Here is a 17,485-nt window from a genome sequence, read left to right as displayed (position 1 = left end):
AATAAATTGCCCTTAGCTAGTACTTGTAAGGAAGTATCACTAAGCCAGTAATATATTTTACCCTGCAAGGTCTATAAAACAATAAGCACAACGCGGTAATTTCTTAATATAAGGATAACACATAGACAAGTATATATCTACTAAATGTATATCTGCACAATTAAGTACCATATATAGTTTTATGTTTAATTATTTGACAAAATTACTAGATGTAGATAATATATAGTGAATGAATATATTTAATTATTTTATTCTTTTTGCAAGGATATCAGGAATATTTAAAAACTTGATGCTGAAATACAATTTAGGAGGAAAAATGTTAGAAATATTTAATTTTCTAGATAAGTATACAGGTGTTTTACAGGCTATAGGTACAATGCTTGCTGCGATAACATCTATATTTGCAATAGTAGTATCCATTATTACTTATGAGTCACAAAGAAGATTTAATGTAAATAGTGTCAAACCTATATTAAACATTGTTTTTGGTGATTATGAAACTCATATATTTATTAGGGTGCATAACAATGGTTTGGGTCCAGCTATAATTAAGAACTTACAATGTGAAAATATAAAAAATGAAAAGGCAAATTCAGTAATTGAATTAATTCCTCAAGAAATAATCATAAAAACTCAGATGGGAAGTAAAATAGTGAATTTACATAGTTTTAACGATTTTGTTGAAAGTATTGAAGGAAGAGTAATTGCGCCTGATAATGAAATTACTCTAGTAAGCTATACTCCTACTGATGCATTAGATATACAAGGTATTAGGCAAATATTGAAAGATTTGGTTATAAGGGTTGATTATGCAGACATATACGATAATAAGCAAAGTTCATGTATTAGAGACTGTAAATGGTTCGGAAGAACTTTATAATCAAAAATCAAATGCCATTAGGTTAAATTCCAAAGCAATATGAAAAATTAAAATACAAAAACGGTATGGACTGATTAAAAAGTTATGTGTATGTAATAAAAATATGGATATTACTCCTATATTAACTGACTCCTCGATTGGTTTTAAGAAACAATCTGTAAAACTTAGGAGGCGATACTCATGAAAAAGCACATACACATCACAGGAGCCTCTGTTTCAGGAACTACAACACTTGCAAAAGCACTAAGCAGGGAACTAGGGTATAGACATTTTGATACTGATGATTATTATTGGCTTCCCACTGAACTGCCATACACAACTAAACGACCCGTTAATGAAAGGCTTGAATTATTAAAAAATGATTTGGATAAAGCTGAAAAATGGATATTATATGGTTCAAATTGCAGCTGGGGAGATTCTCTTATAGAACTCTACGATTTGGTTATATTTCTGTATGTGCCTAAAGAAACACGTATGGAAAGGCTAATTCAGCGTGAAAAGGAAAGATATCCAAAGAAGCGTATTTCTTTAGGCGGAGATTTATATGACAGCCATAATGCCTTTGTTCAATGGGCAGCTGCATATGATGATGGTGGCCCGAAAATGAGAAGCCTTTACGTACACAATGAATGGCTTAAAAGGCTAAAATGTGACGTTATCAGAATTGAAGGAATGCAAAGTGTAAAAGAAAGTATGAATATAGTAATGAATAAGATAGGTAAATAATTACTAACTACTCCGTCCTCAACGCCTCCACAGGGTCTTTTTTAGCAGCCATTTTAGCAGGGATTGTGCCTCCAATAAGTGTGAGTATTACGCTAATAACCACCAAAGCCAGTGCATGAAGAGGATTCAATTGTGCAACATTGGGCAGATCTGTCATGTTTTCTATAATAATATTAGCTGGTATAGTCAATAAATATGCAATGGTAATGCCCAAAAAGCCAGAACAGCTGCCAATTATAAAGGTTTCTGCATTAAACACACGAGAAATATCCTTCTTTCTAGCACCAAGAGCACGGAGAACACCAATTTCCTTTGTACGTTCCAGTACCGAAATATATGTGATAATACCAATCATTATAAGAGAAACTATTAGAGATATAGCGGCAAAGGCTATTAATACCAATGTAATAGCATTCATAATGCCACTTGTCATTTTGGTGATGGTGCTTGCAAGGTCAGTATAGATTATTGTGTCTTTTTCTGCCTTTCCTATGTTGTAAGCATTTAGATAGTTTAATACTGCATCCTTTGCTTCAAAGCTGGAGGGGTACAAAAAAATCATAAATGGAGTTGGATTTCCTCCTAAATATGTGAGAAAAGCACTTTTAGAGGCTTCGTCCAGCTGCTCCATTGTCATGACATTGTAGTCTGCTTCACGCTGAGCCATGACTATTTCGGATTTATTTGCATTGTTAGTAATTCTCTGAACCAGCTTGTCGCTGTAAGCAATTCCATTGCCGAGGACACCTAGTGAGACGCTTGATTTCAAACGGATAATTCCTGTTATTTTTAGAGTAATACTATCTTTAGATTCATACATAGTATCATAATTATTGCCTGGAATGAAGCTTCCCAGTTCGGTTTCAGTGTAGTAATCATCATTGGTTATCAGCTTTAATTCTGTTCCTACAATTTCTTCAAAATCAATGCTGTCTACATTATCAACAGTAAATCCAAGATTTTTTAGAACATTGTAGTCTACACGATTCTGGTTATCAACTACAAGCACCAGACCTGTTTCATCAGAAGGATACGAGCCTGCAAGTAAATCATAATTCTTTTCTAAATAGGATTCGGAAGATTTTCCCAGCGTCTCGGGGTAGGAGGTCAGACCAATTCCATTCATACTGGTCATGTTAGTCATGCTAGCGGACATGGTCTGCATATCCATTTCACCACCACTGGCAACATTTATGCCTATTGCCATAGATACTGGTTTGATTTCACCATTAATTTTACGCAGCAAATTCATGCCAACCAGTCTTGTATAACCTATGTTGTTACATATAGAGGGGTCAATTGCTTTAATGTAATCAAGATAATCTTCAGTGAATATGTTTGTATGGGCAATGGAGGTTTCTGCCGGGTCATAAAGAAAGACCTTTTTTTCATTTGTATATTCCTTTTGATTGGCTAGGCTATTATTCCTCATTTTATTTATGCTTTCCTCATCCATATTCATTGCAGACTGCGATATTATAATTGGAAATTCCGACAAAGCATCTCTTTGAAATTTGTCAATTTGCTTCTGAAATCCTGAGGAAAGACTCAGAATCAGTGCTATTCCTATAATTCCAATACTTGAGGCAAAGGCTGTGAGAATAGTTCTCCACATTTTTTTAGATATATTTTTACCTGATAACTTAAGGGCGGTGGAAAAGCTCATACTAGTTTTTTTCAGCTTATAGCCAAACTCATTGATAACTGAACCATAGGGATTGCTATCATCCACCACATGACCATCCTTGAATTTAACAATACGGTCTGCATATCGCTCAGCAAGTTCAGCATTATGTGTAACCATAATAACAAGCTTGTCTTGGGCAATTTCCTCTATAAGTTCCATGATTTGCTCACTTGTAGCTGTATCTAGCGCGCCTGTTGGTTCATCAGCCAAAATTATATCAGGATTATTAGCTAGGGCGCGTGCAATGGCAACTCTCTGCATTTGACCACCAGATAGCTGATTTGGTTTTTTGTGAATATGTTCCTTTAGTCCCACTCTTTCAAGAGCTTCCAAGGCTTTCTGGTGCTTTAATTTAGCTGAAACACCGCTTAGTGTCATGCCCATTTCTACATTATCAATAATGCTCAGATGAGTAATAAGGTTATAGCTTTGAAAAATAAAACCTATGCTATTATTTCGGTAAGCATCCCATTCGGGATTTTTAAAAAATTTTGTGGATTTACCATTTATAATCAAATCACCGCTATCATAATGGTCCAAACCGCCTATTACATTCAAGCATGTGGTTTTACCCGAGCCGCTCGGCCCTAAGATAGCAACAAATTCATTTTTTCTGAAGGAAAGGTTTACATTATTTAATGCCACTTGTGTAAATTCACCAGTAGTATAGGTTTTTGTAATGTCTTTCAATTGCAGCATTTGTAATTAACTCCTTTTGATTTGCTGTTGTTTGCTATGTATTTTATAATTAGGAAATTTGATAGAAATAATACGTGGAAATACTTAAAAGATACTCATGTAATAAATATATCTAATAATATTGGTTAAATTTACATAAATTACAATTAATACTATAATATTATTAATTACGTTTTGGAAGTAAGTTATATATTTGAGAATAGCTAATGTAATAAGAGCAATATTTAGTTTAATCAATAATTCAAAATAGACCAATTGATATATTTTAATTAGAAAGAGAGGTGCTTTTTATTAAAAAATTATCTGCAATTATTCTATCTGTGATAATCATATGTGGAGTAGTATTTATATTGTGGTGGAATATTCCCTCAAACATAAAATCAGAATTTGCAGGGCTTCAGTATGATATGGACACTAAAGCCAGTGAACAAGTTAATATTAAAATAGATGGAAATTTATATAAAAATCATGTGTTCAAAGGTAAAATTGTTATAGAAAATATTGAATATACAAAATACTATGACCTAATACCTATTACATTTGATTTAAATGTAATGAATGGAATGGGAACTCTTGCGTATACAACAGTTGATGATGACGGTCAGCCTATACTGAAAATGATTGGTACAATAAAAAGTAATGATGATTTTAGCAAAGTATACATAACTACAAATAAACATGAAACTAAGAAAGATTATATTATTGCCGCTCCTGCAAATAATTTAGATGAATTAAATAGGATAAAAGAAGAGATGGAAAAGTAAATTGTGTTATTAACTTATGCTGGTTGTGCAAATTATTTTATAAACCATGCAGGGAAACTTTCATTACTAATTTACAGGTACTCCCATACAACTTATCTAAATGGACTACTCCCAAGATATTTGTTGAATTTGTATTGGTTCATTATAGTTAATTATACCGCCTTACCACATTCAGCGTCCTTGCTTCATTGTATCGCTAAAACCTACATCCTGTAGGTTTTACGGTATATTTAACTATTCTTCACCAACAAATTCAAACAAATATCTTTAATCAAGCAGCCCATTTAGATAAGTTGTACTCGCGTACCAGCAAAAATAATAAGTAGTACCTGCAAACTCATTTCAAAATATATTAGCACAACCAGTTAAATTACTAATGTCTCATTATTCATACAGCACTCTGTTGGAACAATGAGCCTAAGCTTTGTGATTAACCCAATCCATATTATTAAAGCCGAGAAAGTTATAAAAAACCGAGAAAACTCATTATGGGCTTCCTCGGCTTTGGTTGCGCTTAAAGAATACAATCTGCACTATTTTTGCTATGTGTAGTCACCTAAATACACCTTACTTCCCAAACAAACGCTGCATAATACGTTTGAGTAGAGGCTTTTTGTTTGGCTGGGTTGTTTTGCTTTGTGCAGCAGCTGAGTGCCCATGTACTGACTGTGCTGACTGAGTATTTGCAATAGCAGCAGCTTTACTGTCAGGCGTTCCTATACGTCCTTTTGTGCTGACTGTTTTACTGCGAATTACTTTTCTAGTTGCAGTCTTGCCAGTAGAACTCTGTATTGCAGGAGCAATATCAATAGTCTTGTCAGCAAAAGCTGTTTGCTTATTGGAATTAGCTTTACGCTGTGATTTTTGACTTCTATCAAATTCATTATGAGTTAAATTACTCTGTTCATTGCTCTTAGATTTATTATTGCTTTTCTTATCAAAGGGCTGTTTGCTTTTGTCGTGGGAGTACTTATTTTGAGCAGTTCTTGTACTAGTACCTGATGCAGTTCGAGACAGCTTCTTGCGGTTTTCTTTGATAAGGCCATCATTATTTAAGCGAGGAGCTGTTTTACTCTTGTGTGAAACAGATTTAATCCATTCATCACATTGAACCTTTTGCTCATTTAAGACATCCTCTGATGGCAGTTCTTCCTCGGGAATCATAGTTCCAATGTGCTCTTCAATTTCATATAAGGTCATAATATCGTCACTTGTAACCAAGCTGAGAGCACGACCATCATTTCCAGCTCTGCCTGTTCTGCCTATTCTATGTACATAATTGTCCTTGTCTTGAGGAATATCATAATTGATGACTAATGATAAACTCTCAACATGAATACCACGTGCTGCAACATCAGTAGCTACTAATAGAGGAAACGCACCAGCCTTGAACTGTTGTATAGTTTTTAGACGTCTTGCCTGTGGAATATCACCATGTAATGCATGGCATGAATAGCCCTTTCGTGATAAAAAGCTTTGTACTTTGTCAACTGCAAAACGAGTATTACAAAAAATTATGCAGCTTTCAGGTCTTTCCAGCATAAGCAGGCGGTTTAATTGTATGTTTTTTTCATTATCATTTACACGATAATATACCTGACTAATAGTATCTACAGTCATGGTCTGTGACTCAATTTCAATTGTCACAGGATTTTTCATATAGTTTCTGCATATTTTATGCATCTCGTGAGGCATTGTTGCAGAGAATAGCAAGGTAACCCTGTCTTTAGGAATAGTTTTAATAATTTTTACAACCTGATCAAGAAAGCCCATATCAAGCATCCTGTCAGCTTCGTCAAGTACTAAAAAGCCTATATGCTTTGTCTTTAAATTGCCTTGCTGTATGTGATCAAATACACGTCCCGGAGTTCCGGTAACAATAGAAGCACCCTTTGCTAAAGCTTGAATTTCAATGTTTATATTATGCTGTCCGTACACTGCTGTTGTTCTGTGTGACAAATACTTTGAGTAATGCTTAATATCATTGTCTATTTGTACGGCTAATTCTCTTGTAGGAGTAAGAATCAAACCTTGTGGCTCTAAAGCCTTGCTATCAGTCAGCTGCAGCATGGGAACGCCAAAAACAGCGGTTTTTCCGCTGCCTGTCTTGGACATTACAATTAAATCTTCTTTGTTAAGTATATGAGGTATTGCTCTTTTTTGTACTTCAGTAGGTGCTTCAAATCCCATTTCTTCTAAGGCTTTTAATATTGGGGGCGATATGCCCAATTCACTAAAACTCGTATTCATCGTTATCTTCTTTCGTTTATATAGTTGTAATAATTATATCATTTACTTATGATTTGTTCTAGATATATGTTATTGTTTGAAATAAGAAAAAGCTAAAAAACGATATAAATTTTGTATAATATTAATTTTTCGATAAATAATTACATAATTAATGATCAAAATTATTTTTATTAAAGTCAAAGTTTTCAATTGGCTCAGGGCCCCTCATTACATGCCTTTCAACCTGAAGTACTCCATCCTTGTCAGCTAGTATTCTCCAGTCTACCATTAATATTTTGCCCTCTAATATTTCAATACCCGTTATTCCTCTTGTATGAATGCCACATCCGGTATTAAAGTAAGGCAATTCTTCGCTTTTTGGAAATTTTGGTCTGTGAGTGTGACCGCAAATTAGCATTATTTCATGGCGCTCAATCCATTTCTTATAGTTCCTTTCGATTTTGTGTCTTTTATACATGTTTCTTGCGGGGCTAGATGGATTTTGAAATCCTACTACATGCATGAACCGCCACAAGTATCTTAGAAAAAACATTGATACTACCCAGAATTGATCATTAATAAAATCACCTTGGTGACCATGAACAGTTAGAATTTCTTGGCCTGTAGAGGAGTTCTTAAGTAATAATGCTTCAAAAGGCTCAATTCCCTTAAGAAAATCATGATAATCCTGATTGTAATCGTCATAATAGCTATAATAATTTTTTTTAACAAAGGTTTTATTCTTTAGATAAATATTATGGTTTCCATAAAGCAAAATTAATCTATTATCATCAAAAAACTTTTTGATAACTAAAAATACATCACTGTGCGCAAGTCTTATATGCTTGAATTTTGGGTATTCCCAGAGTTCATCTCCATCTCCTGCCTCAACATAAACATAGCCTTCATTATAGTAATAATCAAGAGCATGCAGGAAAAGGCTTTGATTTCTGCAAAATTCATCTGATACACTGTCATCACCTCTGTGTAAATCGCTAAAAAATATATATTTAGAAGTATTGTCAAAATACTCTACTTTGGCATTGTTGTATGCTTCAGTTAACCTTCTGTCTGTGAACAATAAAATCACTCCGCAGCTTTATATAATTAAAGTTAATTTTCTTGGAATACTAACTGATTCATCAAAATAATTATTAAACTTAGAATTGACTATATTTTTATCAATTACTTTTAAGTATATTCAGAAAAGAATATTAGTTTTATTTTTGTTCAACAGTGAAAGTTAAAAATTTTGTCGTTCATGATTATCAATTATAGTCATTTGTATTTAATTGGAAATAAAATTACCTCCATAATTCATCACATAGTAAAAAAATAAATAAAATTTATGTTATTAGTTGCCGATAAATGAAATAATATGGTAGAATATAGTATAAAGGATGTATATTTTAGTATATATTAAATTGTTTAACATTGTATACATATTATATAAATTTATACATTTAATAGGTAATGGTATTTATTTATATTGTCAATCAATTACAATTGGCTAAATATACGATATATGATAGCTTTGAGCTGAGTCTGGCATGGGATACAATTTTATATGAACATGATGCTTTTTCAAGTAGCAAAATACCATAATATTTTAACAGTGTAGGTTAAGGTTTAATATTCAAGTCATAGAACAAATTCAAACCAAAACTGTATTAAAAATTGCCTATAAGCTTAATTGACCTGAATAAAACATATGCATTGTCACGATATAATTTCTATCGTGTTAAATTTTGTTGTGGAGGTTTAAGTAAAAAAATAGTTAAAATTAGGTTAAATACCAATAAAATACATGGTATTATATAGTAAACAACATAAAAGAACTATAAAATTATTTAGAAAATCGTTCACTAATTTTGATTTTATATAGGTGTAGAGCATATAAATAATTTGTAGTCTGTGCAAGAATTCTAATATATTCCAGATTAATGGTGTTGTTTAATTATTTATTATGTTATATTTGACAAAAGTAATTGCATATACAAAAATATTCAACTGTTATTGAGCGTAATAGTAAATATTTATTAATGTTAAAGTTGAAAATCTAATTGAATAAATATATTTGGCAATGCATAAAGTTATTTATAAGAAAAGGTATATATTGGATTATTACGAGACTGGTAAAGTTAACACTTCAATATAAGTAGATTTTATCGCTTTGTTTTTCAGACAGTATGAATATTTCTTGTCTCGTAGACATACCGCTGAAGTAATCGAACTTTTCTGCAATCCAAAATTTTGATACTTATTCTAGGCGTTATGAACTAGTTGAGTTGTGCTGAAAATTAAAATGCAATGATTACACTTCAATTTATTTAATAAACTACTTAAGGAGGAACACGCATTATGAAATTTTGTTGGTGTACATTGACAGTTAAAAATTTAGAAGAGTCTATTAATTTTTATAAAGATATAATAGGACTTCCAATAATCAGAGAATTGGAGCCTCAGTCTGGAGTAAAAATTGTATTTTTGGGTGATGGTGAAACAAACATTGAACTAATATACAATGAGACAATCAAAGAAGTCAATTTTGGCCCAAATATATCATTAGGATTTGAAGTGGAATCTGTTAGTGAGAAAATTCAATTTTTAGAGAAGAGAGGAATTAAAATTGAAAGTGGCCCCTTTAGACCAAACCCACATGTTAAGTTTATATATATTTTAGATCCAAACGGTTTAAAAATTCAGCTAATAGAAAAAATAACTGGTTCTATTGAAGACGATAAGAATGAATACTTTTAACCTTTATCATACATAGAATTGAATAACTCTCTACAAAGTGGCATTAAAATTGTGAACAAAGCTAAAATAATAATTCATTGTTATATTTATACTTAAAAAGTGGATAAGCTCTAAATATTTAATGTGTTTTGAAATATTACTCTATAAAGCAATATGAAAACACAATAAGAAAAAAGATGCAAAATAGAAATATATGAAAATAATTGGCATAAATTGAGATATTTAAACTAAAATTAATTGACAAAGTAAAATAATTTTGATATGATATTTTCAATAGCGCAAAAATGCATTGATAGGGAAAACACACTATTTCCTAGTGTTCCAGAGAGCTGTCGTTTGCTGAAAGACAGTACACAGAGTAGGTTGTGAACTCACCCTTGAGCTTTCATCTGAAAGCAAAAGCTGTTTAATATATGGCTTTAGTAAGTAGGAATGAACGGGTTTCTCGCCGTTATCAAGAGAGGTTATTTCTCCATGAATAGTTCATTGGATAGATGACGCAGAGTGGGTATGCAAATACCAATAAGAGTGGTACCACGGAGGCTTATAGCTTTCGTCTCTAACAGAAATGTTGGGGATGAAAGCTTTTTTGTTGTTCTTGGATCAATTTTGACATAATAGTGCCATTAAAATAAAAATTATATCAAGGCAAGAAAATTATATTGATACAAGAAAGTGCTTGCTGCTTCTATAAGCGAGTGGGTTCTGAATTGGTTTTAATCGATGAGAATGAGTTTCGCCTTGATGAAATACCGTTGATTAATAAAATTTTTCTATAATCGAGAAATTTAATATTGATTTAGGTATTAATAATCAACTTATTTTAATTGTCATTCAAACAGTAAAATAAATTTAAGGAGGAGATAATTTATGAAAATTGCTTTTTCAACACTTGGGTGTCCAGATTTTAGTTGGACAGATATTTATTCCATGGCTAAGGATTTTGGATTTGACGGTATTGAAATCCGCGGTTTAGGTGATGAAATCTTTGCTGTTAAGGCCCAGCCATTTACTGAAAGTCAGTTGCCAGAAACTTTAGAAAAACTCTCAAAACTACGTCTAGAAATTCCTTGTCTGTCTTCAGGAAATTGTCTTAAATTTGCTGATAAGGAAGAAGAAAACTACCAAGAACTTGTACAATATATTAAACTTGCATCAAAGCTGGGAACACCATATGTACGTGTACTTGGAGATTTAGAACCACACGTAACTGGAGAGGTTGATGATGAGATTGTTCTTGCTGCATTAAAGCGTCTGATTCCTGTTGCGGAAGAACACAATGTAACATTACTTATTGAGACAAATGGTGTATATGCTGATACTGAACGTCTTTGCAAGCTGCTTAATGATGCTCAAAGTGATGCGGTAGCTGCATTGTGGGATGTTCATCACCCATTTAGGTTTTTTAATGAAAATCCAGGCAAGACTGTGCAAAACCTTGGTGCTTATATAAAATATATTCATATTAAGGATTCTGTAGTAGAAGACGGAAAAGTTAAATACCGTATGACAGGTGAGGGTGATTTGCCTATCGAAAGTATTATGTTCGCTCTTCGTTCAATTAATTATGAAGGCTACATTTCTCTTGAATGGGTTAAGCGTTGGGCTTCTGAGCTTAGTGATGCAGGGATTGTATTCCCTAACTTCATAAACTACATGAGCCAGTTTACTGAGAAGAGTGTATCAAAGGGACATCTTTATTATAATAATGCAGGAACTGGTCAATATGTTTGGGAAAAAGATACACTAATTGATTTAACTTTCCCGCAGGTGCTGGACAGAATGGTTGAGGAATTCCCAGATCAGTATTGTTTCCGCTATACTGAATTGGACTACACAAGAACTTATTCTGAGTTCCGTGATGATGTTGACACCTTTGCTCGTTCACTAATTGCATTAGGTGTAAGGCCTGGAGATCATGTTGCAATATGGGCAACAAATGTTCCTCAATGGTTTATTACATTCTGGGCAACTACAAAGATAGGTGCGGTACTTGTAACTGTTAATACTGCCTACAAGATTTATGAGGCTGAATATTTGCTGCGCCAATCAGATACTCACACGTTAGTAATGATTGATGGCTACAGAGATTCAGATTATGTAGGAATTATGAAGGAACTCTGCCCTGAACTGGAGACTGCTGAGGCAGGAAAACCATTACATATTAAACGTTTGCCGTTCCTAAGAAATATTATTACAATTGAATCAAAGCAGAAGGGTTGTTTATCTTGGGATGAAGCAATTGCTTTAGCCAATAGAGTACCAATTGAAGAGGTTTACAGACGTGCATTTGCCATCAACAAGCATGATGTTTGCAATATGCAGTATACTTCAGGTACAACAGGCTTCCCAAAAGGTGTTATGCTGACTCATTATAATGTTATTAACAATGGAAAGAACATAGGCGATTGTATGGATTTATCTACAGCTGATAGATTTTTGATTCATGTACCAATGTTTCACTGCTTTGGAATGGTTCTTTCAATGACCGCCAGCATGACTCATGGTGCTACAATGTCACCTATTACAGCTTTTTCTCCTAAAAAGAGTCTTGACTGTATTAACAGGGAGAAAATAACTGCTGTTAATGGAGTGCCAACAATGTTTATTGCTATGCTTGAGCATGAAGATTTCGCAAAAACTGATTTTTCACATATGAGAACAGGTATTATGGCAGGAAGTCCTTGTCCTGTAAAGGTTATGCAGGATGTAGTTGATAAAATGAACATGTCTCAGATTACTATTGTTTTTGGACAAACTGAGTCTTCACCAGGATGTACACAGAGCCGTGTTGATGACCCTCTTGAGGTGAGAGTAAATACAGTTGGAAGGGCATTGCCAGGAATAGAGTGCAAAATTGTTGATCCTGAAACAGGAAAGGATTTACCAGACAATGTGGATGGTGAGTTTGTTGCTAGAGGCTACAATATAATGAAGGGCTACTACAAAATGCCTGAGGCCACAGCAGCTGCAATAGACAAGGATGGCTGGCTACATACCGGTGATATTGCAAGACGTGATGAAAATGGTAATTTCAAAATTACAGGCCGTATGAAGGATATGATTATTCGTGGCGGTGAGAATATTTATCCTAAGGAGATTGAGGACTTTATATATACTCATCCAAATGTAAGAGATGTTCAGGTTATAGGTGTACCAGACCAGCAGTATGGTGAGGAAATTATGGCATGTGTTATACTGAAGGAAGGTATGGAATTGACTGAGGATGAGCTAAAGGATTATATCCGCTCACATATGGCAAAGCACAAAACTCCACGCTACATTGATTTTGTAACAGAATTCCCAATGAATGCTGCAGGAAAGATTCTTAAATACAAGATGCGTGAACATGCTGTTGAGAAGTTTGGCTTGCAAGCAGCCAAAAATATTGTTACAGCGTAATAATTTTTCTTTACAAAGGTTACTTAAAGGCACAGGCATAAAGCTACAATGCTGATTACCTAGGTGTTTTTTGAGAGCATAAATATAATATTAAGGTGACTCAAACTTCGCACATATTAAATTTATTGGTGTGGTAGAATTATCAAAAGTATGTTATTCAATAAACTAACTCAATTTTAAACGATTATATACTTTTCATTTGATAATTGCTATCACACCTGATAATATTAGGCTTTAAGAAGAATATTCAACTGTGTAGTTTTAGTAAGGTAAAAATAAAAACAGCTTTTCAATAGGTTAAGTGATAAAATATCGGCATAGTCGTTATAAGCGGCTATGCTGTTTTAGTTAATGAAGATTATCATTATACTTTATTTCCGTACTCTGAATCATATAATACAATACAAGAGACAGATGAAATTGCAGCCGCTAATGGTATGACAAAGGTATTTATTGCTACACCTACAAGCAAATTAGGATATTTACCAGGTGAGCCTGTTTTAATATACCGAAGGCACACAGGAGAGGGTCCAGCTACATATAAATCGGTTATTACATCTTTTTGTACAATTATTAAGCAAATTAATATAAAACAGATGGGAAGAGAAATAATAGGTTATAATGAATTTGTTAAAATAATTGGCAATAAATCAGTTTTTAATGAAATTGAGTTGAGAAACATATATAATAAAAGCAATGTTGTTGTTTTAGAACTTTTATATAATGGATATTTAGGTAAGGGTAACAATATAAATCATAAAACATTAAAACAGAATGGCTGGTTTGAAGGGTATCCTTATACAAATAAGTTATCTAAAGAGCAATTTAAACGTATATTAGAAATGGGTGGTAAAAATGTGCAAGATATTATTATCGATTAATCCTGAGCATGTAGAGAATATTTTTAATGGAACAAAGAAATATGAATTCCGTAAGAGAAAATGTAAGGAAAGTATTGATAAAATAATAATATATTCAACAGCTCCAGTGATGAAAGTAGTAGGTGAAGCTGTTGTTGAGGAAGTATTAGAAGGAACTCCTACCGATGTGTGGCAAAAAACAAGTAAAAGTTCAGGAATAAACGAGAGTTTTTTTCGAAAATATTATAATGGGAGAGAAAATGCAATAGCCTATAAGCTAAAGGACATAGTAAAATATGAAAGCCCAAAGGAATTGTCCTATTATGGAGTAAAGGCAGCACCTCAGTCTTTTGTCTATATAAGTTGATAATAATAGAGCGACGTCTGATTTATTCGTATACTAAAGGTAAGGGAGGGAGTTATAATGGCAGAAGAAAACGAATTGGATTCTACTTGCGGACTTTCTGACGATGAACTTACAAAACGTTTTGAAGAAGCAGTTAGGATTGAAAATGAGATAAAAAAATAAAAGGTCATCCTATTGCAAAATATGATTATGAAAAGAAAGCTCCTTATTTGGAATATCCAGATGGGAGGAAGGTATATGCTTAAAAACCAGAGATTATTGTATTTGCCGGTCCTAATGGCAGTGGTAAAAGTACTATTACAAAAATGGCAAATATAATAGAGCCTTATATAAATGCTGATGATATTAAGAGGACAAATAATTGCTCTGATTTGGAAGCAGCACAGATGGTTGATGACATGAAAAATAATTTGATTTTAAAGCATATAAGCTTTACTTTTGAAACAGTTTTATCTACCGACAGAAATCTCAAATTGTTAGCCAAGGCAAGAGAAGAAGGATATTTTATTCGTGGCATTTATGTATTACTTCAAATCCCAGTATAAATGTAGTAAGGGTTATGGGGCGAAAGGCTGCTGGCGGTCATGATGTTCCCAAAGATAAAATAATCTCAAGATATGATAAAGCGTTAAAATTAATTTCTGAATTTGTACAACTGTGTGATGTTTGTCATATGTATGACAACTCAGATAAGCCATATCGTATTTTTAAGAAGCGTAAGGATGAATATTTTTATTGGGAAAATAGTTTTTGGAATAAATCTCAAATTGAAAATTTAGTAGATATAAAAATGAAGTAGATGCTCTGGAAGTATTACCAGAGTATTTTTTGTAAATTAGGTTAAAGTCGCAATGTCATTATGTTAAGACATAATAAAAATATCTAAAAAGTAGAGTACAGAAAATGTACCCTGCTCTTTTTTTGCAAAAAAGTCATATGAATAGCTTCCTGTTTTTTATTTTATAAATCTTTATAGTGTATAAGGGTTATAGTTGAATAAATGTAACTGGTTGACATTTTTTTTGCAATGTGTTATCATACATTGGGTAATATGGAAAATATTAATAATTTTAAGATCTTAATAATTACTTTAATAGCCACTATTGATCCTTGACAAAATTTATAAGGAGATTGAATATGAAAAAAGTAAAATTTTTAGCAGTTATTCTAGCTTGCTTATTTTGCAATTTGGTTATGATTCCATTTGCTAATGCTGTGCTTGAATACAGATACAATCCATACGGTTATCATTATCAAATAGTAGAAGTGGATTACACCAATTTATCTAGTTATATGAATAACGCAACCAATGCAAAAGTTTCTTGGAATACTTGCGGATTAATAAACCGAGCCATATCCATAACAACTAGTAATAATAAAATGTATCAAGGCTATTACTATGAAGAATGGTCTGGTTATTATGAACCACTAATATCTGATACCTCTTATTCACAGACTAGAAGCTATTTTACAACTAAATTTAAAATAAGATTAAATGAAAAATACATGGAAGGTTATAATCAAACAGAACGGCAAGGGGTTGTTGCACATGAATTGGGCATGCATTAGGTCTTGAACATAATGATGGTAGTCCAGAACCAAGTAGCACAATAATGAGAACTAGTGCAACCAATTTTTCAAGTATTTACACACCTCAAACGTATGATAAAAATGCTGTAAATTTAGGCTGGCCATGCTATGGCTATGTACCAAATTATGATTATTAGGAGGAGTTTTATGTCAATGTTAAGAAGCAAAAAAATAATTATACCAGTTGTAGCTATAGCAGCAGTAATAATAACTTTAATAGCATACAATATGCAATCTACTGATGTTTTTACAAAGATATCTTTTGGCGAAATAGTCAACTTAAGCGACAACAAACCAAGCAAATCATTAAACAGGCAGGTGGCTTCAGGTTCATATACGTATTACAATAATTATGAAGAGCTTGATAAAAGAGCAGATATAGTTCTTGTCGGTGAGGTTATCAAGGTTAATGCACCTGAAGAAATAAAAATATCTAGTAATAATGATACTATGATTTATACCGTTTCCGAATTCAGAGTTGATAAAGCAATTAAAGGTAATAAAAAACCAGGGGATATTGTTAAAGTAAAGCAATATGGAGGAAACTATAACGGTGTAGATCATATAGAATCAGAAACAGGATCAGGATATTATCAGCTAGGTGAACGGTATATGCTTTTTTTAGCAAGCTATGAAGAAGCCGAATGGGAAGTTCCATGCTCACCAATCAATCCTCTTCAGGGAAGCATGATTATTTCAAACGGTAAAACAAAACGAACAAATAATTATCAGTTTATTAATGATAATGTACCTGAAGATACACTGGTAAAGGCTATTAAAGAAAAAGTAGATAAAATCAAAGCAGAAGGAGAGCAAGAAAAAGAATTGAAGTAAGTAACAATATAGAGGTATTAAACATATCAAATATAATTAATTTTTTAAAGCGGCTTTCTAGAATAGAAGGAAGCTGTTTTTCTGTATACTGATGTCTTATTGTATGAAATAGTACGCGAGTGCAATATATATCAAATTGCGAAGCTCGGTTAGAAAGTGATGCTAGAAATAGTAGGTGAAGAACAAGCATTGTAGCCGACACAGCTACAGGAAGTAGCTGTGAGTATTGACCCGAGACAGGATGTCGAGTGTAATACGGTCGGCGGAAGTGCTTGTTCTTCACCGTAATTATTTCAGCGTCAATTTCGTGAGCGAGCCATAGATATATATTGCACGGGAGTACTATTTAAGTAGTTTACCGTTGATATTTATTATTTCTTATATTGCAACAACGCCTATATAATTAATAAAATTGTGATTATGCTATAATGTCATTAATTTGCCGATATATTATCAGGCATAGGTTTTTATTAACTAATCTTTTAAAATCGAATATTTGATTTATTTTAGAACAAAAGAGGGTATATTAATTAAAGCAATAATTTTGGTATTAACCATTGATTTTAAGTTTGAACATTATTAAACCTTTTATGTGAAGAATTGAACACCATATGCACATATAATTGTTTTATATAGCTTGCATTGTTAATATACAATATTAACTGATTCATTTTTAGGTAAGGTGGA

The 17,485-nt window shown here is 32.8% G+C and carries 14 protein-coding genes and 1 other annotated feature; of the genes, 11 read left to right on the top strand and 3 right to left on the bottom strand.

What is annotated here, in order from left to right; translation table 11 throughout:
* Positions 1-316 precede the first annotated feature (316 nt).
* Together EHE19_RS14140 and EHE19_RS14135 are read left to right on the top strand one after the other, a co-directional pair.
* Positions 317-880: a hypothetical protein gene (locus tag EHE19_RS14140; protein ID WP_137696763.1), complete on the top strand. Its 564-nt coding sequence runs from the start codon at positions 317-319 to the stop codon at positions 878-880.
* 180 nt (positions 881-1,060) lie between these two features.
* Entirely contained in the window at positions 1,061-1,606 is a 546-nt protein-coding gene (locus tag EHE19_RS14135) for an AAA family ATPase (RefSeq protein WP_137696762.1), read from the top strand.
* A gap of 7 nt (positions 1,607-1,613) precedes the next feature.
* On the opposite strand, the gene EHE19_RS14130 is transcribed toward EHE19_RS14135, so the two are convergent.
* A complete protein-coding gene (locus EHE19_RS14130) occupies positions 1,614-3,992 on the bottom strand; it encodes an ABC transporter ATP-binding protein/permease (protein ID WP_137696761.1) in 2,379 nt (792 codons plus the stop codon).
* Between the two features lie 350 nt (positions 3,993-4,342).
* On the opposite strand from EHE19_RS14130, the gene EHE19_RS14125 reads away from it, so the two are divergent.
* Positions 4,343-4,756, top strand: coding sequence for a hypothetical protein (locus EHE19_RS14125; protein ID WP_137696760.1), 414 nt, complete (start codon positions 4,343-4,345; stop codon positions 4,754-4,756).
* A 567-nt stretch (positions 4,757-5,323) separates the two neighbouring features.
* On the opposite strand, the gene EHE19_RS14120 is transcribed toward EHE19_RS14125, so the two are convergent.
* Both EHE19_RS14120 and EHE19_RS14115 read right to left on the bottom strand, forming a co-directional pair.
* The gene (locus EHE19_RS14120; protein ID WP_137696759.1) at positions 5,324-7,006 is read right to left on the bottom strand and encodes a DEAD/DEAH box helicase; all 1,683 of its coding nucleotides are present in this window, start codon (positions 7,004-7,006) and stop codon (positions 5,324-5,326) included.
* Between the two features lie 148 nt (positions 7,007-7,154).
* Positions 7,155-8,066: a metallophosphoesterase family protein gene (locus EHE19_RS14115; RefSeq protein ID WP_137696758.1), complete on the bottom strand. Its 912-nt coding sequence runs from the start codon at positions 8,064-8,066 to the stop codon at positions 7,155-7,157.
* 1,280 nt (positions 8,067-9,346) lie between these two features.
* Here EHE19_RS14115 and EHE19_RS14110 point away from each other — a divergent pair.
* The 8 genes from EHE19_RS14110 to EHE19_RS14075 all read left to right on the top strand — a co-directional run bounded on the left by EHE19_RS14110 (position 9,347) and on the right by EHE19_RS14075 (position 16,798).
* Positions 9,347-9,745: a VOC family protein gene (locus EHE19_RS14110; protein WP_137696757.1), complete on the top strand. Its 399-nt coding sequence runs from the start codon at positions 9,347-9,349 to the stop codon at positions 9,743-9,745.
* Between the two features lie 280 nt (positions 9,746-10,025).
* Positions 10,026-10,309, top strand: a binding site (T-box leader).
* Positions 10,310-10,615: 306 nt separating this feature from the next.
* A complete protein-coding gene (locus EHE19_RS14105) occupies positions 10,616-13,147 on the top strand; it encodes an AMP-binding protein (RefSeq protein ID WP_137696756.1) in 2,532 nt (843 codons plus the stop codon).
* A 437-nt stretch (positions 13,148-13,584) separates the two neighbouring features.
* Positions 13,585-14,028 carry a hypothetical protein gene (locus EHE19_RS14100; protein ID WP_137696755.1) on the top strand — a complete coding sequence of 148 codons (444 nt, stop codon included), beginning with the start codon at positions 13,585-13,587 and terminating at the stop codon, positions 14,026-14,028.
* The gene (locus EHE19_RS14095; RefSeq protein ID WP_137696754.1) at positions 14,003-14,374 is read left to right on the top strand and encodes an ASCH domain-containing protein; all 372 of its coding nucleotides are present in this window, start codon (positions 14,003-14,005) and stop codon (positions 14,372-14,374) included. The genes EHE19_RS14100 and EHE19_RS14095 overlap by 26 nt, the downstream gene beginning before the upstream one ends.
* Before the next feature lie 305 nt (positions 14,375-14,679).
* Positions 14,680-14,919, top strand: a complete 240-nt coding sequence (locus EHE19_RS19610) for a hypothetical protein (protein ID WP_205314712.1) — start codon at positions 14,680-14,682, stop codon at positions 14,917-14,919.
* A 14-nt stretch (positions 14,920-14,933) separates the two neighbouring features.
* Positions 14,934-15,173: a hypothetical protein gene (locus tag EHE19_RS19605; RefSeq protein ID WP_205314711.1), complete on the top strand. Its 240-nt coding sequence runs from the start codon at positions 14,934-14,936 to the stop codon at positions 15,171-15,173.
* Between the two features lie 338 nt (positions 15,174-15,511).
* The gene (locus tag EHE19_RS14080) at positions 15,512-15,943 is read left to right on the top strand and encodes a hypothetical protein (RefSeq protein ID WP_137696753.1); all 432 of its coding nucleotides are present in this window, start codon (positions 15,512-15,514) and stop codon (positions 15,941-15,943) included.
* 168 nt (positions 15,944-16,111) lie between these two features.
* A complete protein-coding gene (locus EHE19_RS14075) occupies positions 16,112-16,798 on the top strand; it encodes a hypothetical protein (RefSeq protein WP_137696752.1) in 687 nt (228 codons plus the stop codon).
* The last annotated feature ends 687 nt before the right edge of the window (positions 16,799-17,485 follow it).

The organism is Ruminiclostridium herbifermentans (assembly GCF_005473905.2).
GTDB lineage: Bacteria > Bacillota > Clostridia > Acetivibrionales > DSM-1351 > Ruminiclostridium > Ruminiclostridium herbifermentans.
The sequence above is the reverse complement of the archived record's forward strand: the minus strand, read 5'-3'. Positions and strand labels throughout refer to the sequence as shown.

What these genes read in the sequence shown, in the direction of transcription:
- EHE19_RS14075 (WP_137696752.1), top strand. Translation starts at nt 16,112, where the DNA reads ATGTCAATGTTAAGAAGCAAAAAAATAATTATACCAGTTGTAGCTATA.
- EHE19_RS19605 (WP_205314711.1), top strand. Translation starts at nt 14,934, where the DNA reads ATGGGGCGAAAGGCTGCTGGCGGTCATGATGTTCCCAAAGATAAAATA.
- EHE19_RS14140 (WP_137696763.1), top strand. Translation starts at nt 317, where the DNA reads ATGTTAGAAATATTTAATTTTCTAGATAAGTATACAGGTGTTTTACAG.
- EHE19_RS14080 (WP_137696753.1), top strand. Translation starts at nt 15,512, where the DNA reads ATGAAAAAAGTAAAATTTTTAGCAGTTATTCTAGCTTGCTTATTTTGC.
- EHE19_RS14100 (WP_137696755.1), top strand. Translation starts at nt 13,585, where the DNA reads ATGACAAAGGTATTTATTGCTACACCTACAAGCAAATTAGGATATTTA.
- EHE19_RS14105 (WP_137696756.1), top strand. Translation starts at nt 10,616, where the DNA reads ATGAAAATTGCTTTTTCAACACTTGGGTGTCCAGATTTTAGTTGGACA.
- EHE19_RS19610 (WP_205314712.1), top strand. Translation starts at nt 14,680, where the DNA reads ATGGCAAATATAATAGAGCCTTATATAAATGCTGATGATATTAAGAGG.
- EHE19_RS14110 (WP_137696757.1), top strand. Translation starts at nt 9,347, where the DNA reads ATGAAATTTTGTTGGTGTACATTGACAGTTAAAAATTTAGAAGAGTCT.
- EHE19_RS14130 (WP_137696761.1), bottom strand. Translation starts at nt 3,992, where the DNA reads ATGCTGCAATTGAAAGACATTACAAAAACCTATACTACTGGTGAATTT.
- EHE19_RS14120 (WP_137696759.1), bottom strand. Translation starts at nt 7,006, where the DNA reads ATGAATACGAGTTTTAGTGAATTGGGCATATCGCCCCCAATATTAAAA.
- EHE19_RS14095 (WP_137696754.1), top strand. Translation starts at nt 14,003, where the DNA reads ATGTGCAAGATATTATTATCGATTAATCCTGAGCATGTAGAGAATATT.
- EHE19_RS14135 (WP_137696762.1), top strand. Translation starts at nt 1,061, where the DNA reads ATGAAAAAGCACATACACATCACAGGAGCCTCTGTTTCAGGAACTACA.